This window comes from Egicoccus sp. AB-alg2, from assembly GCF_041821065.1.
Taxonomy (GTDB): domain Bacteria; phylum Actinomycetota; class Nitriliruptoria; order Nitriliruptorales; family Nitriliruptoraceae; genus Egicoccus.
The window spans coordinates 209,000-231,900 of the sequence record NZ_JBGUAX010000007.1; the positions used below are offsets into that span (position 1 = coordinate 209,000).

Below are 22,901 nucleotides of genomic sequence, written 5' to 3' on the forward strand. Positions count from 1 at the left end.
CGCCCGCCCTCACGCCTCCGTTCGCGGCGTCGGCAGCCGCAGACCGACCACCCGGCTTCCGATCCGTACCGCGATCGCGGTCGCCGCGCCGGCGATCACGGCCAGGGTGGTGTCGATCGGCTGGAGCAGGAAGCAGACGCCGGCGCCCGCCGCGGCCGCGGTCGCGTAGAAGTCACCCGAGCGGTACAGCACGCCGGGTACCGCGCCGGTCAACAGGTCGCGGATCACGCCCCCGCCCACGCCGCTGACCGCGCCGGCGAAGACGGTGCCCCAGAATCCGAAGCCGGCCGACAGCCCGCGCTCGGCCCCGAGCGCCGCGAACAGGCCGAGGCTGACCGTGTCGAACGCGTAGAGCGTGCGCCCCGTGGGCACGAACCGGTGCAGTGCGAACACCATGACGCCGGTCGCGAACACCAGCCACAGCAGCGTCTCGTCGCGCAGCGCCGTGGGCGGGACGATTCCGACCACCACGTCTCGAATGGAGCCGCCGCCGACCGCCGTCACCGCGGCAAGCACCAGAACGCCCACGATGTCGAAATCCCGGCGAACCGCGGCCAGCGCACCGGTCACGGCGAACGTGACCGTGCCGACGTAGACCAGTGCCTGCTCCACCGTCGTCCTCCGCTGTGCGCCCGGACCCGCGCATACAAGCTTGCGGCCGCGGCCGGCGTCGCCGCCGCGGCAGGGCGGACGTGACCTCGGGCTTGCACCGAGGGCCTAACCTCTGCGCCCGTATGGAACTCATCCAACTCGGAACGGCCGGCGCGGAGGTCGAGGACGTCCAGGGACGCCTCGCCGATCTCGGCATGGCCTGCGACGACGAGACCGGCGTCTTCGGCGAGACGACCCGGGCGGCCGTGCGCGCCTTCCAGCAGCAGCGCGGTCTGCCGGCCGACGGCATCGTCGGCCCCGACACCTGGCACGCGCTGGTCGGCGCCTCCTACCGCCTGGGCGACCGGATGCTGTACGTGACCCGGCCCGTGCTCCAGGGCGACGACGTCCGGGACCTGCAGCGGCGGCTCAACCAGCTGGGTTTCGACGCCGGCTACGAGGACGGCCTGTACGGGTTGCAGACCTTCGAGGCCGTCCGCGAGTTCCAGCTCAACGTCGGCCTGAACAACGACGGCATCGCCGGCCCGGACACCGTCGACCTGCTGCGCCGCCTCTACCGCCAGCACCAGGAGGCCCCGGCCTACGCGGTGCGCGAGCGCGAATGGTTGCGCAGTGCCCCACGCCTGTCGATCGCCGGCGTGCGCATCATGATCGATCCTGGACACAGCCCCGAACTGCCCGGGTTCGTCAACCCCGAGGGCATCGAGGAACAGCGAGTCACCTGGGAGATCGCCGCCCTGCTCGAGGGCCGGCTGGCCGCGCTGGGGGCCCACGTCATCCTCGCGCGTGGCCCGGCCACCTCCCCCACCCCGTCGGAGCGGGCCCAGCACGCCAACCGCGAGGACGTCGAGGCCATCCTGTCCATCCACTGCAACGGCCTGGCGTCCCCGGCGGCGCACGGGGCGGCGGCCTACTACTTCGGCCACGACGGGGCCGTGTCCGAGCGCGGCCGGCTGCTGGCCCAACTGGCGGTGGACAAGGTCGTCGAGGCGACCGGCACGCTCAACTGCCGCACGCATCCCTCCACCACCGCGCTGCTGCGCGAATCGCGCGCGCCGGCGGCGCTGATCGAGCCGGGGTTCCTGACCCACCCGTGGGAGGGCCGCAGGCTGGCCGATCCCGGCCACCAGCGCGACGTCGCCGCGGCACTGGCCGACGCGGTCGTGGCCTTCCTGACCGGGGATCGCACGCTCGCCGGGGTCGCCTGACGCTGCTCCGGGCTGGTCAGCCCGGCGACACGCTGGGGCGCAGACGGCGGGCGCCGGTGTTGATGACCAGTGCCCCGAGGGCCACGCAGCCGGCCCCGGCGAACAGCGCCAGCGCCGGACCGCGCACGTCCACCGCCGCCCCGGACAGCGCGGCCCCGGCGGCCACGCCGAACACGACCGCGGACTGGGTCCACGACTGCGCCTCGGTCTGGGTGCCGGCCAGCGCCAGGTCGTCGATGAGCTGGAAGGCGCAGATGGTGGTCGGTGCGAGGAACAGGCCGCCGACGAACAGCGCCACGGCGAACGAGCCCAGCGAGCCCAGCGCCAGCGGCAACAGCGTCAGGCCGAGGGCCATGACCACGACCAGCACGCGCAGGCGCTGCTCGAGCGTCCCCGGCCAGGACCGGGAGCCGTACACGAGCCCCCCGAGCAGGCTGCCGCCCGCGATCGCGGCCAGCAGGCCACCGGCGGCGTCCGGCTCCCCGGCCAGTTCGGCCACCGCCGGCACGACGATGTCGATCACGCCGAACACCACCGCGATGCAGGCGAAGGCCAGCACCATCACCCGAATGCCGACCGCCCGCAGGGCCCCGCCGACGCCGACCGCGTGCACGCGCGGCGGGATCGCCCGCGCCGCCCCGGTCGCCGCGTAGCCCAGGGCGCCGACCATCGCGATGGTGCCCGCCACGATCACGGCGACCCCACCGCCGAGCCGTGCGTTGATGGCCGCCGCCGCGAGCGGCCCGACGATGAACCCGAGCTCCACGGCGATCGAGGACACGGCGAACGCCGTCTCGCGCTGGCGACCCGTGGGGAACAGCCGGGACAGCAGCACACGCGAGCACGCGGTCACCGGTGGCAGGAACAGCCCCGTGATCACGGTCACCACCACCAGCAGCGGCACCGGCGCTCCCCGGCCGGCGAGCACCGCCAGCGCCGCGGTCCCGGCGGCGTACACCAGTGCGTCCGGCACCAGGAGGCGGGCCTGTCCGATCCGGTCCGCCAGCCGGCCCTGCACGGGTGAACCGAGCCCGACGCCGATCTGATGGGCGGAGGTGACCAGGCCCGCGGCGGCGTAGCCGTAGCCGTGGCCGCGCAGCATCAGCACGATCGCGAGGGCGATCATGCCGGGCGTCAGCCGCGAGACGGTCGAGGCGACCAGCGGCCAGCGGGCGTCGGGATGGGCGAACAGGTCGCGGTAGGCGCGCAAGCGGGCACCAGCGGGAGCATCGAGGCGGCGCCGGCGTCGACGCCGCGGGAGGCGGACCGCTCAGCGTAGCCCGTGGGGGTCGCCGTCCTCGCCGCGGCTGGGGTGTGCCGAGGGCGCCGGGGCCGGCACCGGTACCCGCACGCGGCGCGGCAGGTGGGCGAGGATCTCCTCCAGGGCGTGCTCCAGCGACTCCGCCCAGCGCAGGGTGCGGCGGGTGTCGATGCGGAACAACGGGGTACGTGGATGCTCGCCGTGCACCTCGAAGCCCTCGTGCAGCAACCAGGTCGCGGGTAGGTAGCAGCCCCGCTCCAGCCAGCGGCGGTCCCCGTAGGCCTCCACGGAGGTGATGTCGAGCCGGATCGCCTCCTTGAGCGCGGCCTGGACCAGCAGGCGGCCGAGGCCCAGGCCGCGCCACTGCGGCTGGACCCACACGGTCGCGAGCAGCAGCGCACCCGGCGAGGGTCGGGGCACCAGCGCCGGCCGCGGATGGAAGGCCTCGGCTGGCCCGAACAGCGCGTGCGCGACCACCTCGTCGTCGATCTTGACGACCCGGCCGGCCGAACGCCCGTCCTGCGCGAGCGCGGAGGCCCAGGCCTGCTTGCGGGTGAGGGGGTCGGACCAGCGGCCGTTGCCGTCGAGCGCGGTGGGCGGGTCGTCCTGGGGGCGGCGGCCGCCGAGCTCCCAGAACAGGCACTCGCGGCAGTGCGGCGGTAGTTCCTCGACCACCTCGCCGTACAGCGGAACCACGCGGCGCGCCATGGGGCCGCCTCAGCCCGGTCCGGGACGCGGCGCGGCGGTGGCCTCGTCGTCGGGTGGCAGCACCCGCAGCGCCAGGCCGGCGGCGATCGCGCCCACCAGGAGGCCGACGACCGCCCGTCGCCAGCCTCCGGCGGCGACATGGCGGGTCGCCGGTGGTGCCAGCTGGACCTCGGTCATCCGGCCTCCTCGCGACGGCGGGCTCGAGTGGGCCCGGGCGGAAGGTGTGCCGATGCGCCCTGGGCGGCTCGCTACGCTCGATGCTACCGGCGACGCGGGCGTGCTCGGCAGGGTCGCGCAGCGTCTCGCGACGCCCTCACGGGGCGACGACCCGAAAGACGTGTGTGCGGCTCGACACCGATCCCTACCTGGACCGCTACGCGGGCCGTGTGCAGGGGATGAGTGCGTCGGCGATCCGCGCCCTGTTCGCCCTCACCGCGCGGCCGGAGATCGTGTCCTTCGCCGGGGGCAACCCCGCCGTCGAGGCCCTGGACCTCGAGGCGGCCGAGGCGGTGGCGGCCGCCGTCGTGCGCGAGACGGGTGCGACGGCCCTGCAGTACGGCATCGGGCAGGGCCGCCCGGAGCTGCGCGAACAGCTCGTCGAAGTGATGCACCACGAGGACGTGCCGGCCCACGTCGACGACCTGGTCGTCACCGCCGGCGGGCAGCAGGCGCTGGAACTGATCGCCAAGTGCTTCGTGGATCCCGGCGACGTCGTCATCGCCGAGGGGCCGACCTACGTCGGTGGGATCGGCGCGCTCAGCAGCCACCAGGCCGACGTCCGCCACGTGCCCATGGACGCCGACGGGATGCGGGTCGACCTGCTCGAGGACCTGCTGCAGCAGCTGCGGGCCCAGGGGCGGCGTGCCAAGCTCGTCTACACGATCCCGAACCACCAGAACCCGGGCGGTGTGTCGCTGTCGCCCGAGCGCCGCCGACACCTGGCCGAGCTCGCCGAGCGCCACGACCTCCTGATCCTCGAGGACAACCCTTACGGGCTGCTGGACTTCGCCGGGCGGATCCAACCCTCGATCCGCCAGCTCGTGCCGGACCGCGTCGTCTACGTCGGGACCGTGTCGAAGACGTTCGCCCCGGGGGTCCGCACCGGCTGGATCGCCGCGCCGCATCCGATCCGGGACAAGCTGGTGCTGCTGCGCGAGGCCGCCGACCTCTGCCCTGCCACGCTGACCCAGATGATCGTCGAGCGCTGGCTGGCGGAACAGCCCTGGCGCGAGCAGGTCAAGCGCTTCCGCGGGGTCTACCAGGAGAAGGCCGAGGCGATGCTCGGCGCGCTGGACGCGCACATGCCGGCGGGGGTCACGTGGACGCGCCCCGCCGGGGCCTTCTACGTGTGGATGACCGTGCCGGCGGGCATCGACACGTCCGACCTGCTCGCCAAGGCGATCAACCACCGCGTCGCGTACGTACCTGGCCGCGGGTTCTACGCCGAGGGCTCGGGCGGCGACCAGCTGCGGCTGTGCTTCTCACAGCCCTCGACCGAACGCATCGTCGAGGGCGTCGAACGGCTCGGTGAGCTGCTGCACGCCGAGCTCGACCTGGTCCGGGCCGTCTACGGTGCACATGCCCCCACACCGCCGCCGCGCCCCAACGAGGGCCGCGGCGGCATCGGCTAGCGACCACGCCAGGAGGTCCCCGTGCCGTCGAACGTCGCCGTCCTGTCGGGCGGCATCTCGCTCGAGCGCGAGGTGAGCCTGCGCTCGGGCACCCGGGTCGCCGACGCCCTGGCGGACCGTGGCCACGACGTCACCCGCGTGGACGTGGACGGTGAACTCGTCCACGTCCTGGAGCGCGGCGGCTTCGACGCGGCGTTCCTGACGCTGCACGGATCGGCGGGCGAGGACGGCACCGTGCAGGCGCTGCTCGAGCTGGTCGGGCTGCCGTACACCGGCCCGGACGTGCTGGCCAGCTCGCTCGCGTGGAACAAGCCGATCGCGCAGGGCGTCTACCGCCGCGCCGGCATCCACACCCCCCGCAACGTGACGCTGACGCAGCAGGCCTTCCGCGAGATGGGCGCCGTGGCGGTGCTCGACCGGCTCGCGGCCGCCCTCGGGTCGCCGGTGGTCGTCAAGCCGGCGACCGGCGGGTCGTCGCTCGGGCTGACCATCGTCGAGGAGGCGGCCGGGCTGCCCCAGGCGATCGTGGGCGCGTTCAGCTACGCCGACACCGTCCTGCTCGAACAGTTCGTCGCCGGCACCGAGGTGGCCGTGACGGTCCTGGACGGCCGCGCGCTGCCGGCGGTGGAGATCCACCCCAAGGAGGGCGCCTACGACTTCGCGGCGCGGTACACGGCCGGCGCGACGGAGTTCCACGCACCGGCCCGGCTGGATGACGCCGTCGCGCAGGCGTGCGCCGAGGCCGCGGTCGGGGCCTACCGGGCGATCGGGGCGCGCCACATCTCGCGTGCCGACCTCGTCGTCGACGCCCACGGCACGCCGTGGCTGCTGGAGCTCGACACCTGCCCCGGCCTGACCGACACCTCGCTGGTGCCACTGGCCGCCGAGGCGGACGGGCTGTCGTTCGGTGACCTGTGCGAGACCTTGCTGGGCCTCGCGCTGGCCGACGGCGCCCGGGCCGCGACCGTGGACGCCGACGCATGACCACCTCGGAGATCCCGATCGACCCGTCGGCCGCGCCGCCGCCCGACGCGGTCGACGACCACCTGCGCGAGCTCGACTTCGACCCGGAGACCGTCCCGGACCCGGACGGTCCCTCCCCGCGGACGGTCGTCTTCGACATCGGTGAGGTGCTCGTCGACGAGACCCGGGTGTGGTCGATCTGGGCCGACCTGCTCGGCGTGTCGCCCCTGACGTTCGCGGCGGTGCTCGGGGCCGCCATCTCCCAGGGCGAGGATCACCAACTCGTCTTCCCGCACCTGGCACCCAACATCGTCTGGGAGGAGTTCCAGGACGAGCACGAGCGACGCCTGGGTGGTCTGCAGGAACGCGACCTCTACCCGGACGTGCGCCCGTGCCTGGACGAACTGCGCAGCCTCGGCTTCGAGGTGGCGCTGGCGGGCAACCAGCCCGCGCTACGCAATGCCCAGCTGCGCGCCCTGGACCTGCCCCATGACGTGCTCGCGACGTCCGAGGAGCTGGGGGTGGAGAAGCCCGAGCTCGCGTTCTTCGAGGGCGTCATGCGTCTGGTCAAGGCGCCGGAGCCGGCCGACGTGCTGTACGTGGGCGACCGCATCGACAACGACGTCGAGCCGGCGGCACGATTCGGCATGCGAACCTGCTGGCTGCGGCGCGGACCCTGGGCCCACCTGCAGGACCCGTCCGAGGACCTGGAGATCGACCTCGTGCTCGAGGGGCTGGGTGAGTTGCCGCTGCTGTTGTCCGAGTGGCGCGGCTGAGAAGAGGCGTCGCAAGCGCCCGGCAAGCCCGGGCGCTGCGGCCGGTACGAGGACGTGACGGGATGAGCACAGGCAAGCAGGCGGCCGGCGAGGCAGCGGCCGAACTGGTCGAGTCGGGCATGCGGCTCGGGCTGGGCACCGGGTCGACCGTGGCGTTCTTCCTCGACGCCCTCGCGGCCCGGCGCCTGGACGTCGCGGGCGTCCCCACCTCCGAGGCGACCGCGGCCCGCTGCCGCGAGTTGGGCATCCGGCTGCTGGACATCGACGAGACGACGGAGCTGGACCTGGCCGTCGACGGCGCCGACGAACTCGACCAGCGGCTCCAGCTGATCAAGGGCGGCGGCGGCGCGCTGCTGCGCGAGAAGGTGGTCGCGTCCCTCGCCGTGCGGTTCGTGGTCATCGCGACCGTCGACAAGCTGGTCGATCGGCTCGGTGCGTCGTTCCCGCTCCCGGTCGAGGTGGTGCCGTTCGCCCGCCGGCCCGTCCACCATCGGCTGCAGCAGCGCGGCTTCGAGGTGGTCGAGCGCCACGGTGACGCGGGCCCCTATCGGACCGACAACGGCAACGCCATCCTCGACGCCCGCTTCCCCGGCGGGGTGCAGGATCCGACGGTGCTGGACATCGAGTTGGCACGCATGCCGGGGGTGGCCGACCACGGGCTCTTCGTGGACCTGGCCACCGACGCGCTACTGGGCGACGATCGCGGCGGCGTACAGCAACTCACCAACGAGTCGACAATCGATTTGTCGACATAGAGACGTTGATGGCGCCGTGGTCGCTCGGATGTCGGTCAGACGTCGAGCGCCCCGGCGCGCCGCCACCTCAGGCGTCGGGCCGGGTCAGCTGGTCGAGGTCCGCGTCGTCCAGCGCGTCGAGGTCCAAGCCGCTGACGTCGTCCAGTCCTTCGAGGTCCGGCGCGTTGACGTCGACGGCGTCGAGGACGGCATCGAGGTCGTCGTCCGCGCGCATGCCCTGCGCCTCGGTCACCGCGGCCGCCGCGGCCGGCAGATCGCTGCCGTCGCCCTCCAGGCCGCGAGCGATGATGGCCACGACCCGCTCGAGATCGTCGACCGAACCGAACTCGATCTGCAGACGGCCGGTGCGGGCGCCCATGCTGATCTTCACTCGGGTCCGCAGGGCGTCGGAGAGGTCTTCCTGCAGGTCCACCAGCCCGGGAGCCACCGGGCGGCGACGCGCGCGGGGCGTGGCGGCTGGTTCCTCGACGCGTTCCAGCAGCCGGAGGCGCACGACCTCCTCGGTGGCCCGCACGGACAGCCCCTCAGCGACGACACGGTCGGCCATCCTGGTCATCTCGGCCGGGTCGTCGATCGCCAAGAGGGCCTTGGCGTGGCCCGCGCTGAGCACGCCGGCCGCGACACGTCGTTGCACGGCAGGCGGCAGGGCGAGCAGGCGCAGCGCGTTGCTGACGGCCGGGCGTGACTTGCCGAGTCGGTTCGCGAGCTCCTCCTGCGTGAACCCGAAGTCCTCCAGCAACTGCTGATAGGCGGCCGCCTCCTCGAGCGGGTTCAGCTGCACCCGGTGGATGTTCTCCACCAGGGCTTCCTTGAGCAGGTCCGCGTCGTCGGTGTGCCGCACGACCGCCGGCACCGTGTCCAGACCCGCCAGCCGCGAGGCGCGCAGGCGGCGTTCACCGGCGATCAGCTCGTACCTGCCGTCCTCCCGCGGCCGGACGACCAGCGGCTGCAGGACCCCCATGTCACGGATGGACGTGGCGAGGCCAGCCAACTCGTCCTCGTCGAACACGTCGCGCGGCTGGCGTGGGTTCGGGACGATCTGGTCGACGGCGACCTCGGCCAGGGTCGCCCGCGCCTCCTCGGTCGGATCCTCACCGGGCGGGATCAGGGCTGCCAGGCCCCGGCCGAGACCACCACGTCGTGACATCACGCTTCCTCCTGCACCGAGCTGCGGACGGGGGCGGCACCGCCCAGCAGGCGGTCCAACGGGGAGTCCTCGATCGGGGCGATGCCGAGGCCCAGCCGCTCGCCCACCTCGCGCGCGAGTCGCTGGTAGGCGCGCGAGCCGCGACTGTGGGGGTCGAACACGGTGATCGGCTGGCCGAAGCTCGGTGCCTCGGAGAGCCGCACGGTGCGCGGGATGACGGTGGCGTACGCACGATCGCCGAAGTAGCCGCGGACCTCGTCGACGACCTGCTGGGACAGGTTGGTCCGCCCGTCGAACATCGTGAGTACGACGCCGCCCAGCTCCAGCTCGCGGTTGAGGTTGTCCCCGACCAACTGCACCGTCCGCATGAGCTGGCCGAGTCCCTCGAGGGCGTAGTACTCGCACTGGATCGGCACCAGCACCTGGTCCGCGGCCACGAGTGCGTTGATCGTGAGCAGGCCCAGCGATGGCGGGCAGTCGACGAAGATCACGTCGTAGTCGCCGCGCACGGCGTCCAGGGCGCGACGCAGACGCAACTCGCGCGAGAACGCCGGTACGAGCTCGACCTCCGCACCCGCGAGGTCCAGCGACGAGGGCAGGACGTCGAGGTTCTCCAGCTCCGTGCGCTGACGCGCCTCGGTCACCGCCATGCCGTCGACCAGTACCTGGTAGGTGCTGGGCGCGCCCTCGGTGATGCGGTGTCCGAAGCCGGTGGTGGCGTTCCCCTGCGGATCCAGGTCGACCACCAGCACCCCGGCGCCGAGCTGCGCCAACGCCGCCGCGAGCGACACGGTGGTCGTCGTCTTCCCGACGCCGCCCTTCTGGTTCGCGATGCACATGACGGTGGCACGCCGACCGCTTGACGAACCGGTGCCCGGACGCGGGGTGGTCACCGCCTCGACGAGCTCCGGTGGCGGCGGTGGAACCACGGCGCCGGCGCTGGGACCGCCGGACCCGGCCGGAGGCGCATCGAGGTCGGGTGCCGACGGCCCCTCGATCCCTCGGTTCCTGCCACGTTTCCACGCCACGAACACGGTCCTCAGATCGGCGGGCGCGCGATCCTAACAACCAGGGGTGACGGCCCTCCGTCGGTGTCCGCTGCTGCCGTGTCCGCGTCGTTCGGGGTGGCGACGACCCGCGCCCCGTAGCGACGCACTACCGGCTCCGCCGCGGCCAACTCCTCGGACCATCGCTCGCCCTTGATCGCGTGCAGGACTCCCCCGGGCCGGAGGAAGGGCAGCGTCCACGGGATCAGGCGCTCGAGGGACGCAACGGCACGGGCGGTCACGAGGTCGAACGAGGCGGCGAGTTCACCCCGCGCGAGGTCCTCCGCGCGGCCGTTGTGGACCGTGACCGCGAGGCCGAGTCGTGCGGCCGCGTCGCGCAGGAAGTCGGCCTTCTTGCGGGTGCTGTCCAGCAGGTGGATCTCGTACTCGGGTCGCACGATGGCGACGACCAGACCCGGGAATCCGCCGCCGGAGCCGATGTCCAGCAACCGTTGCGCCCCCGCGGGGAGCCCGCGCGCGAACGCCACCGACTCGGGGATGTGACGTGTGCGTAGTTCCGACCGTGCGAGTTTGGACACCAGGTTGTGCGGCGATGTCTCGACCGCACGCGTGAAGGCTTCGAGTGCGTCGCTCTGGCGCGGGGTCAGGGATTCCATGCCGCTGACCCTACTCGGCGGGTGGTCCGCCTCCGTTCCACGTGGAACGGCGCGCTCGAGTCGCGGCGGTGGCGAAGTGTTCCACGTGGAACGTCTGCTGCGCGGTTCCACGTGGAACGTGGCGCGGCGCCGGCTACGTGAAGCATTTGCGAGCACTGCCCGCTGGACGGGACGTTCCCCTGCCCGCGCCCCCGATTTCTTCGACCCGGTTGTGAGGCGGCGGCAGACGCCGCCAGCTGCAACGGCCCCAGCGCCACCGGGCCTGGGGCGATGGACCCCCCCCCCGCTGCGCGCAGCCCGAGACAACGCGACGACCCTCTAGGCGGACGGCCGAGGTACCGCGAGCGGGGCTTGGTCGCTGCCTCGCCCAAGGGGCCCGACCAATGCCCGCGACGCTTCACGGCGCATCGGGGCGAGGGTCCGCCGGCGGCTTTCGCGCGACGTGCCGGGCGGGACGGGGGCGCCGTCCCGTCGGACCTCGTCGACGAGGCGCGACGCTGGCTCGCACGGGCCACCACACTTCGTCCGACGTCACGTTCGCCTCTGGGTAGGCACCGAGTTCACGGCTGGCTGCCGTCAATACCCCTCGGGAGCACTGCCAGGCCATGTTCCGGACTCGCCACTCTGCGTCGAGACACGAGACCGGGTAGGTGCGCCGGGGCGACTCGGCCGTCGGGCTCCAGCGGCAGGTGCCCAGCGCATCGGTGCTGGAGGCGGTCGACCCTGCTGTCGGAGGTGGTTCCGGCGGTTTGACGGCCCTCGCCCGGCAAGCGCGCCGGCGTCGAGCGTGTTGGCGCCCGTGCTCGGCCGGCCCCTGCGCCGTATCCGGGAGCGTCTGCCGGCCGCGCTCCCGATCAAACGGAACGCCCGGTGGCTCTTCACTCCGGTCCCCGCGTTCCACGTGGAACACGGCGGTGACCGTGACTTCGCCACGCTGACACCCAGTTCCTCAGCGCGTCGAAGCCGCCGTCCGCCAGCCAGGCGCCACGAGAACAAGCGGCGTGCTGGACAGACCAGCTACCGCGGCAGAGCGGGCGACCGCTGCCGGGCCACTGGCGGGACACGGCCGACGGTGCGCTGGCTACATCGCAATGGTCGAAGCGGGAAGCGTGCCGGGGCGCAGCCCCCGTCGGCGTGGCCACGGAGCACGTCGGGGTGATCCGGCGGCCTGGTAGCGCAGGCTGGCCTCTGAGGCGGCGCCGCCCGTCCGACGCTGCCGCATGACGAGCCAGGGCGGACGGGCAACCCCCCGTCGCTTCCCACGCGCCGGCAGGTTCGTAGGGCCCGGGCCCGGAGACCGCCGTCGGTCGCCACGCCCAGGGATGGAAACCGAGGCGGTGCCGCCCCCCAGGCCGCGATGGGCGGTCGTGTCCCCGGTCAAGGCTTCGTCGTTCAGGAAGGCGCCCGCCGTGATGATCACGGGCATGCTCGAACGCAAACGACGGTCGCAGGCGTCGGTGCCGCCAGGTGGCGCCGGACGCAGCGGGGCGAGACCGGGCAACCCGACAGGATCGATCGAGAAAGCGCGGCCGAGCGCAGTTCCGACTCGGCTTCGGTCTGCGTTCATGGCTGTGCGCGGTGAACGCTCATCAGGCCGCTGGTGCGGCCTGTGGTGCGCGGGCCGAGACAACGGTCTCCCCGGCAACTCGTCACACGCGGCATCTGAGCGCGTTTCCCCTGGTCAGCCGGGGTCGACGCGCGGCATGGCGCCGGGAATGTGTGCCGAAGCACCGTCGCACCAGCCTCGCAATGTCGACCTGTCCGTACATCCCGATCGACTTGTCGATAGGAAGACAAAAAGCATCCCGCAGCTTGCTCGCCGGCAGCCGAACACCGCGCGCGTCACGCTGCCGCTGGACCGGTCGCAACGCCGTAGGCGTCGAGTCCGCGCAGCGTCCCGACACCAACATGGCCGCGACCACTGATCGACGCTTGGGCGCCTCGGGAAGGGCGATGCCGCAGTCGCGACGCGGTTGCGGAGGCGCATCGCGGCGCCGGCGCGAAGGCGACGCGACCGCGTGGCGACGTGTGTCGAACCCCCCCGATGCTCGGCGAAGTCGGACGTCACCGCTCGCCGCGCCGATGCAGAGCCGGAACCGTGACCAGGCGCGCCGACGACGATGGACGGGCCCGACGCCGTCGACACGGTTGCACCGGTACGTCGTCAGGCCCAGCCCGGCCCGGACGCCTCGCCGGACGCGGGCGCACCACCGTGGGCCCGTCGCTCCACGGAACGGCTCACCTCATGCACACCTGGTCCGGCTCGCGAGCCGCCGGGGTGGTCGCGGGCGATCACCACCCGAGCCTGCTGCGCACCCGACGGCACAAGCCCACACGTCGCCTCGACCGGCACCCCGTCGGCCAACGCCTCGACACGTGGCTCACTGCCAGAGCGCTGGTCGTGGATCCGTCCCGGTCGCGAGCAGCAGGCGTTCCACGTGAAACGAGAACGGCGGCCGAAGGCCGCCGGTTCTCGAGGTGAGGGGAGGCGCCGTACGAGCGGTCAGTCGTCGAGTTCGATGATCACTCGCCGCGCCGGCTCACGGCCCTGGGAGCGGCTGACGACACCATCGTATTCGGCGACCAGGTGGTGGATGGCCTTGCGCTCGAAGACGTCCATCGGCTCCAGGCGCACGGGGTCGCCGGTGTCGAGCACCTCGTCGATGGCTTCCTCGGCCTTCTCCAGCAGCTTCTCCAGGCGACGGGACCGGTAGCCCTCGGCGTCGATCTTGACCCGGGACCGGCGCTGGAACTCGCGCTGCAGGGCACAGCGCACCAGCTCCTGGATCGCCTCGAGCGTCTGGCCCCGGCGTCCGATCAGCGCACCGCTGCCAATCTCGACGACCTCCACCTCGGCGTGGTCGTCGTGGACCCGGATCCGCAGGTCCCCGGGCAGCTCCAGCGCGTCGAGGAGACCCTCGAGGAAATCGGCGGCGGCGTCGGCCTCGTCGTCCAGCGCCTCGGGCGTGATGAGCTCGGATTCCTCGCTGCGGTCCTCGTCGCCGTCGAAGGCCTCGTCCTCAGCGACGTCGTCGCGCTCGGCTTCGTCGCGTTCCCGGCGGAGATCGCCAGCGACCGTCAGGTCGACCCGCAGTTCACCAGTGAAGTCGTCGGCCCCCGGGGCGTCGAGGCTCAGGTCGACCTTCTCCGGTGCGCAGTCGAGCAGGGTGGCCACGGCGGCGGTCAGCGCTTCCTCGAGCGACTCGCCCCGGACATCGATACGTCGGCTCATGACACGTGCTCCAGATCAGCGGTCGCGCGCATCGCCGCCCCGTCGGGGGAGGTGATCACGCTTCTTCGAGGTTCGAGGTTCCTTGGAGGCCGCCGGCCGCTCGTCGGGCCGACGGTCCCCTGGCTGGTCGGGCTTCTTGCCGTCACGACCCGACCGGGCGCTGCCGGTGCCGCGCGTCGACCCGCCGGCCTTGGGGCCACTGCCCGCGTCCTTGCCGTCGCCGCCCTTGCCGTTGCTGCTCTTGCCGTCGGCACCCTTGCCGTTGGCGCCCTTGCCGTTGGCGCCCTTGCCGTTGGCGCCTTTGCCGTTGGCGCCCTTGCCGTTGGCGCCCTTGCCGTTGCCCTTGGCCGGCTTGGTGCGTCGAGCGGCCTCACCACCCGGGTGATCGGCGAGCGTGCCGATCTCCGCCTCGTGCTTCACCTCCCGGAGAATGATGGCCTGCTGCGCGACCTGCCACACGTTCGTGGTGACCCAGTAGAGGAGGATGCCCAGGGGGAAGTTGATCGAGATGAAGGCCAGGAACAGCGGCATGATGTACAGCAGCATCTTCTGCTGCTGGGCCATGGGGTTGTCGGCCATCTGGGCGGCGTTGCGCGCCATCATCTGCTTCTGCGACCAGAACATCGTTCCGGACATCAGCACGATGAGCAGCCAGCCGGGCCAGCCCGCGGCCCGGACCAGCATCTCCAGGCCGCCCTCGCCGAACGCGGTGAAGAAGTAGAACGGCGCGCCGTTGAGCTCCCCGCCCTCCTGGCCGGCGTACCGCAGGGTCCAGAACAGCGCCAGGAAGATCGGCGCCTGCAGCAGCAGCGGCAGACAGCTGGCGGCCGGGTTGACGCCCTCGCGCGAGTAGAGCGCCATCTGCTCCTCGTTGAGCTTCTGGCGCTTCGCGCGGTACTGCTCGGGGTCCTTGCGCAGCAGGTCGCGGTCGACCTTGTACTTCTTCTGGATCTCCTTCAGCTGCGGCGCCAGCGCCTGCATGGCCCGCATGCTGCGGGTCTGCTTGATGGCCAGCGGCAGCAGCGCGACCCGGACCACGATGGTTAGCAGGATGATCGCCCAGCCCCAGGCGTTCGCACCCGTGAGCGGCTCGACCAGGTCGTGCAGCAGCGTCAGCAGCGCGTCGAGCGCGCCGATCGTGCTGTCACGGATGGTCTCCCAGAGAGATCCCACAGCCTTCTACTTCCTCGGGGGGACGGGATCGATCCCGCCCACGTTCCACGGATGACAGCGGCCCACGCGCTTCGCGGCCAGCCAGCCACCGCGCAGCGCGCCGTGCCGGCGGATGGCCTGCACGGCATACGTGGAGCACGACGGCGAGAACCGACAGCGGGGCTGACGCAGCGGCGCGGTCGCGCGCCACGCCTCGACGAGTGCCAGCAGCACCAGCGCGAGCGGCGAGCGACGTCGTCGCGCCTCGGGCTGGGCCACCGACGTGTTCATGCCTTGCCGTCCAGGGCGTCCAGACCGCCAGCGAGGTGGCGGATCTCGTCCAGCACGGCGTCCAGTCGGCTCTCCGCACACCCGGCCCGCGCGATCAGCACGACGTCGAGGCCGGCCCGCCAGTCGACGTGGCGGGCCGCTTCACGCAACAGGCGTTTGGCACGGTTGCGCGCCACGGCCGAGCCCACGCGACGCGAGGCCACGACCGCGATACGCGGGAGGCCGGAGGTGCGCTCGGCACGGACGTGCACCACGGCGAGACGGCCGGCGCGCTGGCGCCGGCCGCGAAGGACCGCAGCGATGTCGCGTCCCTCGCGCAGCCGATCGACTGCGACCGGGACCACGATGGTCAGGCGCTCAGCGACGCGCGACCACGACGCCGGCGGTTCTTGATGATGGCGCGACCGGCACGGCTGGACATGCGGGCGCGGAAGCCGTGCTTCTTCGCACGGCGACGGTTGTTGGGCTGAAAGGTGCGCTTCACGGACCGGCCCCCCTGGGGTGCGGTGATCGGGTGCACACGGCAGGTCGGGTCCGTTCCGAACAAGAGGAGAGATGGACCGCGAGCCAGCACCGGTGCAGGCAGGACGTGCGCAAAAGCGTACCCGCCCGCGCGCAAGGCGAGCAACCGTCGCGGCGGGTGGGTCGTCGGGCCGGCAGCGTAGACGCATGGGCGCCGGCGTTTCACACCGGGGCAGCTCGTCCCACCACGGGTGCTGCGACCGTCAGCACGAAGCGGGTTGGATGTCCAGCGGTTGCGCGCGAAGCGTGCGGCGCAGCGCCGTGTGGATAACTCCTTGCGACGGCTCGCTCCAGGCGTGTACGGTCCTCGGCCGTTCGCCGTGCGGAGGCGACGCCCGCCCCAGGGGCAAGTCTTTGTGGCGGGCAGCGACAACCTTCGGCGAACCTTCCCCCCGCGGCCTGCTCTGCGTCGTTTCGGACGGGTGAGCTGCGCTTTCCACACCTGTGGACGCTGTTGTGGACAGTGTCTCGCGGGGGGCGCAGGCACACGCTGCCGACGCGCGTGGAGCGGGTCCCAGGATCGCCGGACCCGGCGGTTCCTCGACCCGGATCGGCAGGAGCAGGTGTGTCACGACCCTCGACGCTCGATCTCGACGCACTCTGGGGACAGAGTCTCGAGGCGGTCATGGGAACCGTCTCCTCTCCGGCGCAGCGTCAGTGGCTGGCCGCCACCCAACCGGTCGGCTTCAGCGACGACACGGTCGTGCTGGCCAGTCCGCACTCCTTCGCGCGCGAGTGGCTCGACACCCGTTGCGGGGATCGGATCCGGCAGGCGCTGTCCGCGGCGGCGGGTCGTCCGCTGCACGTCGTGATCACGGTCCAGCCACGGCCCGAACCGATCGACCACCTCGCCAGCAGTGACGGGGACCGGTCGCCGACCGGTGCCTCCGAGCAGGCGCGCTCTGCCGACCACCTGGCCGGCGAGTCGTTCACCGCCGCCTCGTACGTCGACACCGACGGCCGTGCGGCCGACACCTTCGACGCCGCCCCGGTCACACCCGACCGCGGCCCGAGCCACACGCCGCTCGGGAACGCCGCCGGGAACGCCGCCGGAGAGGCGGCCCGCGAGCGCGACGGGTCGCCGCCCGACCGACCACTCCAGGCACCGGGTCGCCCCGCCGGCCCGATCGTCTCCCTGCCGGACCGCCCGGTCCGCACCGACGACGTGGAACCGGAGACCCAGCTCAACCCGAAGTACTCCTTCGACGACTTCGTCATCGGTTCGTCCAACCGGTTCGCGCACGCAGCCGCCAACGCCGTCGCCGAGGCACCGGCCAAGTCGTACAACCCGCTCTTCATCTATGGCGGCGCCGGGCTGGGCAAGACCCATCTGCTGCACGCCATCGGCCACTACGTGCGTAACCTCTATCCGCGGCTCAAGGTGCGCTACATCACCACCGAGCAGTTCACCAACGAGTTCATCAACGCCATCCGTGACGACCGGATCACGACCTTCCAGCGCACCTATCGCCAGGCGGACGTCCTGCTCATCGACGACATCCAGTTCCTGGAGCAGAAGGAGCGCACGCAGGAGGAGTTCTTCCACACCTTCAACGCGCTGCACAACGCCGAGAAGCAGATCGTCATCTCCAGTGACCGCCCGCCGAAGCAGATCCCCCACCTCGAGGACCGGCTGCGCAGCCGCTTCGAGTGGGGCCTGATGACGGACGTGCAGCCGCCCGACCTGGAGACCCGCATCGCCATCCTGCGCAAGAAGGCGGAGTCGGACCGCCTCGGCGTCGCACCAGAGGTGCTGGAGCTGATCGCGTCCAAGGTGGAGTCCAACATCCGCGAGCTCGAGGGTGCGCTCATCCGCGTCAGCGCGTTCGCGAGCCTGCAGCGCTCGTCGGCCGACTCGGCGATGGCGGAGATGGTCCTGAAGGACCTCTTCCCCGACGACCGGGAGCAGGAGGTCTCGGTCCAGCTCATCATGGACGAGGTGGCCGACTACTTCTCGCTGACGGTGGAGGACCTGTGCTCGCCTTCGCGCAGCCGCCAGCTGGTGACGGCCCGTCAGATCGCCATGTACCTCGCCCGTGAGCTGACCGACCTGTCGCTGCCACGCATCGGCAAGGCCTTCGGTGGTCGCGACCACACCACCGTCATGCACGCCAAGTCGAAGATCGCCGGCCTCATGCAGGAACGACGCACCATTTATGACCAGGTCCAGGAACTCACCAACCGCATCAAGACCCGGGCGCGGCGTCCGTGACCCATCCACAGTTTCCACAGTCGGCTGTGGACAGCCCGTGGACCGGCCTCGGGACGAGGTGTGCACGAACGGTGGACACCGGGGGGTCGGTCGTGGACGGACTGAGGACGGCGGTCTCGCACCGGTGGTGGACGAGGCGTGGACAGGTGGTGGAGAATGTCGGGGCGCCGTGGAAGCACGCCGATGTGATTCGTCGGGCTGGGGATGCCGACGTCGTTCGTCCCCACACCGTCCACGCCACCGAAACCCCGTTTGACCTGCAGGAACAAGCCATCATCCACACCGTCCACACCCCCTACGAAGACCACGGGATCTCTCTGTTCTCTCTGGTCTTCCATCAGCGGTGTGCACAACCGCACCGGTAGAGAGGAAGCCACGTGAAGCTGCGTGCCGAGCGAGCCGAGTTCGCCGAGGCCGTGTCCTGGGCCACCCGCACCGTCGGTGCCCGGGTCACCCTGCCGGCGCTGTCCGGTGTGCTGCTCGAGGCCGCCGACGGGCGCCTGGTCTGTCGAGCCACCGACCTCGAGGTGGCGGCGGAGATCTCGATCCCCGTGCAGATCGACCAGCCGGGGCGGGTGCTGCTGCCCGGCCGGCTGCTCTCGCAGCTGGTGGCGCGGTTCCCCGACGCCCCCGTGCAGCTCACCGGCGAGCCGGACCGCGTGGAGATCACCTGCGGTCGGGCGACCTTCCACGTCCGCGGCATGCAGGCCGAGGACTTCCCGGCCCTGGCCCAGCCCGCCGAGGACGCCGCGCAGGGCATCGTCAAGGCCGACGCGTTCGCCCGGCTCGTGTCGCAGGTGGCGCGGGCCGCCTCCTCGGACGAGGGCCGGCCCGTGCTCACCGGCGTCCACCTGGAAGCCACCGGCGAGACCCTGACCGCGGCCGCGACCGACAGCTACCGCCTGGCGGTGCGCTCGCTGACGTGGGACCAGGCGGTGGAGGGCACCGCGCTGGTGCCGGCCCGCTCGCTGCAGGAGGCCGCCAAGGCCGCCAGCGAGGTCGGCGGCGCCGTCACGATCGCGCTCGAGCCCGGTCAGGTGTCGTTCCTGTTCGGTGACCGGCGGCTGACGACGAAGCTCATCGAGGGCACGTTCCCCAACTACCGCGCCCTGCTGCCCGACGCCCACGAGACCTCGGTGGTGGTCGAGCGCGCCGCCCTGATCGAGGCTCTGCAGCGCGTGTCGATCGTGGCGATGGGACAGGCCAACACTCCCGTCAGCCTCACGTTCGGCGACGGCAGCGTCGACCTGCAGGCCAGCAACCAGGAGATGGGCGACGCGGCCGAGGCCCTGCCCGCGGAGATCGACGGCGAAGGGCTCACGATCGCCTTCAACCCGGGCTTTCTCCTCTCGGGCCTGGAGGCGACCGGCACCGAGCACATCCGCGTGGAGTTGCGTGACGGCCTCAAGCCCGCGGTCCTGCGGCCGCACGCCGAGGACGGCCAGGTCGACGACCTGACCTACCTGCTGATGCCGATGCGCGTCAGCTAGCTCGGCTTGCGGCCCGGCCACCCCCGTCCCCGTCAGGAGCTCCGCGTGCACGTGCGTCGCCTGGAACTGCGCGACGTGCGGTCCTACGAGCAGGTTCGGCTCGACCTGCCGGCCGGCGTCTGCGTGCTGATCGGACCCAACGCCCAGGGCAAGACCAACCTGCTCGAGGCCGTTCAGCGGGCCGCGACCGGCTCCTCCCACCGGGTGGCCGGTGACGGCCCGCTCGTGCGTGCCGGCGCCGAGGTGGGCGTGATCCGGCTGGAGGTGGAGACCGACGAGGGGCGGCGGCGCACGCTCGAGCTCGAGCTCGGATCCGGCCGGCGCACGCGGACGAAGGTCGACGGGCACGACGTGCGACGTGCGGCCGAGGCGCTCGGCGTGCTGCGGGTCGTGTTGTTCGCTCCCGAGGACGTCGCCATCGTCCGGGGCGATCCGGCCGAGCGCCGCCGCTTCCTCGACGAGCTGCTCGCCCAGCGCCGCCCCGCGTTCGCGGCCGCCCGCAGCGAGTACGAGCGCGCGCTGCGCCAGCGCAACCAGCTGCTCAAACAGGCGCGGTCCCTGCCGCCCTCGGCGCGCGAGGCCGCCACCGCGACCCTTGACGTGTGGACCGAGCAGCTCGTCCAGCACGGCACCCAGCTGATCGCGGCCCGGCTCGCCGCGGTGCGCACGCTGGCCGGACCGGTCGACCGGTTCTACCGCGACCTCGCCGACCGGCCCGAGCCGGTCGGGCTGACCTACCGGTCCTCGGCCGGTGACCTGGCCGACGTCGGTGCGGGCGTCGTCCCCGACCCGGCCCCGATCGCCGCGGCCATGCGTGAGGCGCTCGCGCGCGCTGCCGGCGACGAACTGGCCCGTGGCGTGAGCCTCGTCGGTCCCCACCGCGACGACCTGGAACTGCACATCGGGACGCTGCCGGCCCGCGGCTACTCCAGCCACGGCGAGGCCTGGTCGCTGGCACTGGCCCTGAAGCTCGCGACGTTCGAGGTGCTGGCCGACGTCGGCGATCGACCCGTCGTGCTCCTCGACGACGTCTTCGCCGAGCTGGACGCGATCCGCCGCAAGCGGCTGGCCGCGGCCTGCGAGCGCTTCGATCAGGTCCTGGTCACGGCCGCGGTCGAAGAGGACGTCCCCCTGCAGGGTGCCAAGGTGGACGTGCGGATCGAGGACGGCCGTTCCTCCGTCTCGCCGCGCGCCGGCGGTGCCACGTGACCGGCGCTCAGGGCAACCGGCGCGGTGGCCGGCGAGGTCGCGAGGGCCGCGCAGCCGAGCGGCGCGATCCGACGGTCGAGGCCCGCCGTGCCGGCTGGCAGGACCGCGACGAGCAGGTCTATGCCCGCAAGCGCGCCCGTCAGGCCCGCGACCGCGCGGCGCTCGAGCGGCGGGCCTTCGACCCGTCACCCCCCTCCGACGACGACTGGACGGTCGCCGAGGAGGAGACCGACGGCATCCGCCGCATCAGCCGGCCGACGGCGATCGGCGACAGCCTCCAGACCTTCGTGCGCCGCAAGGGGTGGGAGGAGCGCCTGCGCGGGGCGAGCGCCTGGTCGCACTGGGAGCAGATCGTCGGGCCGGAGCTGGCCGCCCGCTGCGAACCCGTCCGGCTCGCTGGCGGCACGTTGGTGATCCGTGCCGAGTCGCAGGTGTGGGCGACCCAGCTGCGGTACCTGACCACCCAGCTGCTCGCCAACGCCCGGGCCGTGCTGGGCGAGCAGGCGGTCCGCGAGCTGCGGCTGACCGTCGGACCACTCGAGGGTCGGCGGGAGCCGGACGCCCGCTGAGCACCGCCGGGAACCGACCGGCGCCGTCCAGCGACCACCTCCTCGACATCGTCTTCGCGCTTCGGTGTCGAAGGTCCCTCGTGCCGAGGACCGTTCTGCCCTCGCCGCGGGTCGGGCGCCACGACACGCTTCCCGCAGCCCGCCCGTGGCTCCCGGCCACCCCCGGAGGAACGACCTGCCGTGTTGACCGCTGTCGTCGAGCGCACGCTGGCCTTGCTGGCGCTGCTGGCCATCGGTGTCTCCGTGGCCTGCGTCGTCGCGCTCGTACGCGGTCGCGTGCCCGCGGTCCTGCGGGACCAGGCGCTGTGGCTGGCCACCGCCGTCGCGATGGTCTGCACCGGCGGGTCGTTGTACCTCTCCGAGATCGCCGGCTACCTGCCCTGCGTGCTGTGCTGGTACCAGCGCATCGCGATGTACCCGCTCGTGGTCGTCGTCGGCGTCGCCGCACTGCGCCGGGACGTCAGCGCCTGGCTGACCACCCTGCCGATCGCCGCCATCGGTGCCGGTGTCGCCGCCTGGCACGTCGCGGTGGAGCGCTGGCCGTCCCTCGGCGGCGGCGTCTGCGACGCCGCCGCGCCCTGCACGATCCGTTGGGTCGAGGAATTCGGCTTCCTGACCATCCCGACGATGGCCCTCATCGGCTTCGTCACCATCTCCCTGCTCGTGCTGGTCGCCCGCCGTGGCGCCGCCGAGTGCCGTTGACGCCCCACAGGAGGGCTGCCATGAACGCCACGACGACCCGTCGACGTCCACCGGCGAAGAAGAAGATCGCCCCCTCGCGGCTCCCGCTGCTGCTCGGCGGGCTGGCCGTGCTGGCCCTGGCGGTCGTCATCGCCGTCCTCACCACCTCGGACACCGCCTCCGCCGTGCATGTGGCCGACCTCGCCGGCAGCCCGGAGGTCCGCTCCGACCCGCTGCCGCCCTTCGGGGGCGACCCGGCGAGCGACCCGGCCACCGGCCAGCGCGCCCCGCAGGTCGACGGGCAGGGGCTTGCCGGCACCGCCAACGGCGGGCGGGACGTCACGATCGGCGAGGCCGGTACGCCGCAGCTGCTGGTGTTCCTCGCCTCCTGGTGCCCCGCCTGCCAGGCCGAGCTGCCCGAGCTCGTCGAGTGGCTCGACGCCGGCAACCTGCCCGACGACGTCGAGCTCACCGCCGTCGTCACCGGCCTGGACGACACCCGCCCGAACTGGCCACCGACCGACTGGCTCGAGCGCGAGGGCTACACCGGCGCCACCATCGTCGACGACGCCGACGGCACGATCGCGCAGACCTACGGCATGTCGGGCACCCCGTTCTGGGTCGCCGTCGACGCCGACGGCCAGGTCGTCGCCCGCGCGGCCGGACAGCTGCCCATGCCCCAGGTCCAACGACTGGCCGACGCGATTTCCTGATTGCGCCGGGTTCCTCGTCGACGGTGGCATGAGCCGTTCGCGCGGCGGTCCGGAACGGTCACCCGGCGCGCCGGGTTGCTCTCTGGCGGTCCGCGGGCGGTGCCTC

General features: G+C 72.5%; 23 protein-coding genes. 11 read left to right on the forward strand and 12 right to left on the reverse strand.

What is annotated here, in order from left to right:
• Positions 1–9: 9 nt before the first annotated feature.
• Positions 10–612, reverse strand: a complete 603-nt coding sequence (locus ACERM0_RS15180; RefSeq protein WP_373679457.1) for a trimeric intracellular cation channel family protein — start codon at positions 610–612, stop codon at positions 10–12.
• A 122-nt stretch (positions 613–734) separates the two neighbouring features.
• On the opposite strand from ACERM0_RS15180, the gene ACERM0_RS15185 reads away from it, so the two are divergent.
• Positions 735–1,820 carry an N-acetylmuramoyl-L-alanine amidase gene (locus ACERM0_RS15185; RefSeq protein WP_373679458.1) on the forward strand — a complete coding sequence of 362 codons (1,086 nt, stop codon included), beginning with the start codon at positions 735–737 and terminating at the stop codon, positions 1,818–1,820.
• Positions 1,821–1,836: 16 nt separating this feature from the next.
• Here the strand turns inward: ACERM0_RS15185 and ACERM0_RS15190 are convergent, their stop codons facing one another.
• Genes ACERM0_RS15190 through ACERM0_RS15200 form a run of 3 tightly spaced genes read right to left on the reverse strand, consistent with a single transcriptional unit; the run spans position 1,837 to position 3,966 of the window.
• Positions 1,837–3,030 (reverse strand): MFS transporter, encoded by a 1,194-nt coding sequence (locus ACERM0_RS15190; RefSeq protein ID WP_373679459.1) that lies wholly within the window; start codon positions 3,028–3,030, stop codon positions 1,837–1,839.
• Between the two features lie 60 nt (positions 3,031–3,090).
• Positions 3,091–3,789, reverse strand: a complete 699-nt coding sequence (locus tag ACERM0_RS15195) for a GNAT family N-acetyltransferase (RefSeq protein ID WP_373679460.1) — start codon at positions 3,787–3,789, stop codon at positions 3,091–3,093.
• Positions 3,790–3,798: 9 nt separating this feature from the next.
• Positions 3,799–3,966, reverse strand: a complete 168-nt coding sequence (locus tag ACERM0_RS15200) for a hypothetical protein (RefSeq protein ID WP_373679461.1) — start codon at positions 3,964–3,966, stop codon at positions 3,799–3,801.
• A gap of 164 nt (positions 3,967–4,130) precedes the next feature.
• Here ACERM0_RS15200 and ACERM0_RS15205 point away from each other — a divergent pair, with 164 nt between their 5' ends.
• From ACERM0_RS15205 to rpiA, 4 genes are all read left to right on the forward strand, one after another.
• The gene (locus ACERM0_RS15205; RefSeq protein ID WP_373679462.1) at positions 4,131–5,420 is read left to right on the forward strand and encodes a PLP-dependent aminotransferase family protein; all 1,290 of its coding nucleotides are present in this window, start codon (positions 4,131–4,133) and stop codon (positions 5,418–5,420) included.
• A gap of 21 nt (positions 5,421–5,441) precedes the next feature.
• Positions 5,442–6,404 (forward strand): D-alanine--D-alanine ligase, encoded by a 963-nt coding sequence (locus ACERM0_RS15210; RefSeq protein WP_373679463.1) that lies wholly within the window; start codon positions 5,442–5,444, stop codon positions 6,402–6,404.
• The gene (locus ACERM0_RS15215; protein ID WP_373679464.1) at positions 6,401–7,159 is read left to right on the forward strand and encodes an HAD family hydrolase; all 759 of its coding nucleotides are present in this window, start codon (positions 6,401–6,403) and stop codon (positions 7,157–7,159) included. Before ACERM0_RS15210 ends, ACERM0_RS15215 begins: the two co-directional genes overlap by 4 nt.
• Before the next feature lie 62 nt (positions 7,160–7,221).
• Entirely contained in the window at positions 7,222–7,914 is a 693-nt protein-coding gene (rpiA, locus tag ACERM0_RS15220; protein ID WP_373679465.1) for a ribose-5-phosphate isomerase RpiA, read from the forward strand.
• 67 nt (positions 7,915–7,981) lie between these two features.
• Here the strand turns inward: rpiA and ACERM0_RS15225 are convergent, their stop codons facing one another.
• The 8 genes from ACERM0_RS15225 to rpmH form a co-directional block, all read right to left on the reverse strand.
• The gene (locus tag ACERM0_RS15225) at positions 7,982–9,061 is read right to left on the reverse strand and encodes a ParB/RepB/Spo0J family partition protein (RefSeq protein WP_373679466.1); all 1,080 of its coding nucleotides are present in this window, start codon (positions 9,059–9,061) and stop codon (positions 7,982–7,984) included.
• Positions 9,061–9,900 (reverse strand): ParA family protein, encoded by an 840-nt coding sequence (locus ACERM0_RS15230; protein ID WP_373679467.1) that lies wholly within the window; start codon positions 9,898–9,900, stop codon positions 9,061–9,063. The genes ACERM0_RS15225 and ACERM0_RS15230 overlap by 1 nt, the downstream gene beginning before the upstream one ends.
• Before the next feature lie 200 nt (positions 9,901–10,100).
• The gene (gene rsmG / locus ACERM0_RS15235; RefSeq protein WP_373679468.1) at positions 10,101–10,724 is read right to left on the reverse strand and encodes a 16S rRNA (guanine(527)-N(7))-methyltransferase RsmG; all 624 of its coding nucleotides are present in this window, start codon (positions 10,722–10,724) and stop codon (positions 10,101–10,103) included.
• A gap of 2,503 nt (positions 10,725–13,227) precedes the next feature.
• Positions 13,228–13,956, reverse strand: a complete 729-nt coding sequence (locus ACERM0_RS15240) for a protein jag (RefSeq protein WP_373679469.1) — start codon at positions 13,954–13,956, stop codon at positions 13,228–13,230.
• A 15-nt stretch (positions 13,957–13,971) separates the two neighbouring features.
• Positions 13,972–15,129: a YidC/Oxa1 family membrane protein insertase gene (locus ACERM0_RS15245; protein WP_373679470.1), complete on the reverse strand. Its 1,158-nt coding sequence runs from the start codon at positions 15,127–15,129 to the stop codon at positions 13,972–13,974.
• Positions 15,130–15,135: 6 nt separating this feature from the next.
• Positions 15,136–15,399: a membrane protein insertion efficiency factor YidD gene (gene yidD / locus ACERM0_RS15250; RefSeq protein ID WP_373679471.1), complete on the reverse strand. Its 264-nt coding sequence runs from the start codon at positions 15,397–15,399 to the stop codon at positions 15,136–15,138.
• A complete protein-coding gene (gene rnpA, locus ACERM0_RS15255) occupies positions 15,396–15,743 on the reverse strand; it encodes a ribonuclease P protein component (RefSeq protein WP_373679472.1) in 348 nt (115 codons plus the stop codon). Before rnpA ends, yidD begins: the two co-directional genes overlap by 4 nt.
• A 5-nt stretch (positions 15,744–15,748) precedes the next feature.
• Entirely contained in the window at positions 15,749–15,883 is a 135-nt protein-coding gene (rpmH, locus tag ACERM0_RS15260; RefSeq protein ID WP_373679473.1) for a 50S ribosomal protein L34, read from the reverse strand.
• 603 nt (positions 15,884–16,486) lie between these two features.
• On the opposite strand from rpmH, the gene dnaA reads away from it, so the two are divergent.
• The 6 genes from dnaA to ACERM0_RS15290 all read left to right on the forward strand — a co-directional run bounded on the left by dnaA (position 16,487) and on the right by ACERM0_RS15290 (position 22,795).
• Positions 16,487–18,133: a chromosomal replication initiator protein DnaA gene (dnaA, locus tag ACERM0_RS15265; RefSeq protein WP_373679474.1), complete on the forward strand. Its 1,647-nt coding sequence runs from the start codon at positions 16,487–16,489 to the stop codon at positions 18,131–18,133.
• 377 nt (positions 18,134–18,510) lie between these two features.
• Positions 18,511–19,623, forward strand: a complete 1,113-nt coding sequence (gene dnaN, locus ACERM0_RS15270) for a DNA polymerase III subunit beta (RefSeq protein ID WP_373679475.1) — start codon at positions 18,511–18,513, stop codon at positions 19,621–19,623.
• A gap of 45 nt (positions 19,624–19,668) precedes the next feature.
• The gene (recF, locus tag ACERM0_RS15275) at positions 19,669–20,832 is read left to right on the forward strand and encodes a DNA replication/repair protein RecF (RefSeq protein WP_373679476.1); all 1,164 of its coding nucleotides are present in this window, start codon (positions 19,669–19,671) and stop codon (positions 20,830–20,832) included.
• Complete coding sequence (locus ACERM0_RS15280) at positions 20,829–21,401, forward strand: DUF721 domain-containing protein (RefSeq protein ID WP_373679477.1); 573 nt, start codon at positions 20,829–20,831, stop codon at positions 21,399–21,401. Before recF ends, ACERM0_RS15280 begins: the two co-directional genes overlap by 4 nt.
• Positions 21,402–21,581: 180 nt before the next feature.
• A complete protein-coding gene (locus ACERM0_RS15285; protein WP_373679478.1) occupies positions 21,582–22,103 on the forward strand; it encodes a disulfide bond formation protein B in 522 nt (173 codons plus the stop codon).
• A 20-nt stretch (positions 22,104–22,123) separates the two neighbouring features.
• Complete coding sequence (locus tag ACERM0_RS15290; protein ID WP_373679479.1) at positions 22,124–22,795, forward strand: TlpA family protein disulfide reductase; 672 nt, start codon at positions 22,124–22,126, stop codon at positions 22,793–22,795.
• Positions 22,796–22,901: the final 106 nt, after the last annotated feature.

Excerpts from the sequence above, each read along its gene's own strand:
- rsmG (WP_373679468.1), bottom strand. The coding sequence starts at position 10,724 with ATGGAATCCCTGACCCCGCGCCAGAGCGACGCACTCGAAGCCTTCACG.
- ACERM0_RS15230 (WP_373679467.1), bottom strand. The coding sequence starts at position 9,900 with ATGTGCATCGCGAACCAGAAGGGCGGCGTCGGGAAGACGACGACCACC.
- yidD (WP_373679471.1), bottom strand. The coding sequence starts at position 15,399 with ATGAACACGTCGGTGGCCCAGCCCGAGGCGCGACGACGTCGCTCGCCG.
- ACERM0_RS15195 (WP_373679460.1), bottom strand. The coding sequence starts at position 3,789 with ATGGCGCGCCGCGTGGTTCCGCTGTACGGCGAGGTGGTCGAGGAACTA.
- rpiA (WP_373679465.1), top strand. The coding sequence starts at position 7,222 with ATGAGCACAGGCAAGCAGGCGGCCGGCGAGGCAGCGGCCGAACTGGTC.
- ACERM0_RS15225 (WP_373679466.1), bottom strand. The coding sequence starts at position 9,061 with ATGTCACGACGTGGTGGTCTCGGCCGGGGCCTGGCAGCCCTGATCCCG.
- ACERM0_RS15200 (WP_373679461.1), bottom strand. The coding sequence starts at position 3,966 with ATGACCGAGGTCCAGCTGGCACCACCGGCGACCCGCCATGTCGCCGCC.
- ACERM0_RS15240 (WP_373679469.1), bottom strand. The coding sequence starts at position 13,956 with ATGAGCCGACGTATCGATGTCCGGGGCGAGTCGCTCGAGGAAGCGCTG.
- ACERM0_RS15290 (WP_373679479.1), top strand. The coding sequence starts at position 22,124 with ATGAACGCCACGACGACCCGTCGACGTCCACCGGCGAAGAAGAAGATC.
- ACERM0_RS15185 (WP_373679458.1), top strand. The coding sequence starts at position 735 with ATGGAACTCATCCAACTCGGAACGGCCGGCGCGGAGGTCGAGGACGTC.
- ACERM0_RS15215 (WP_373679464.1), top strand. The coding sequence starts at position 6,401 with ATGACCACCTCGGAGATCCCGATCGACCCGTCGGCCGCGCCGCCGCCC.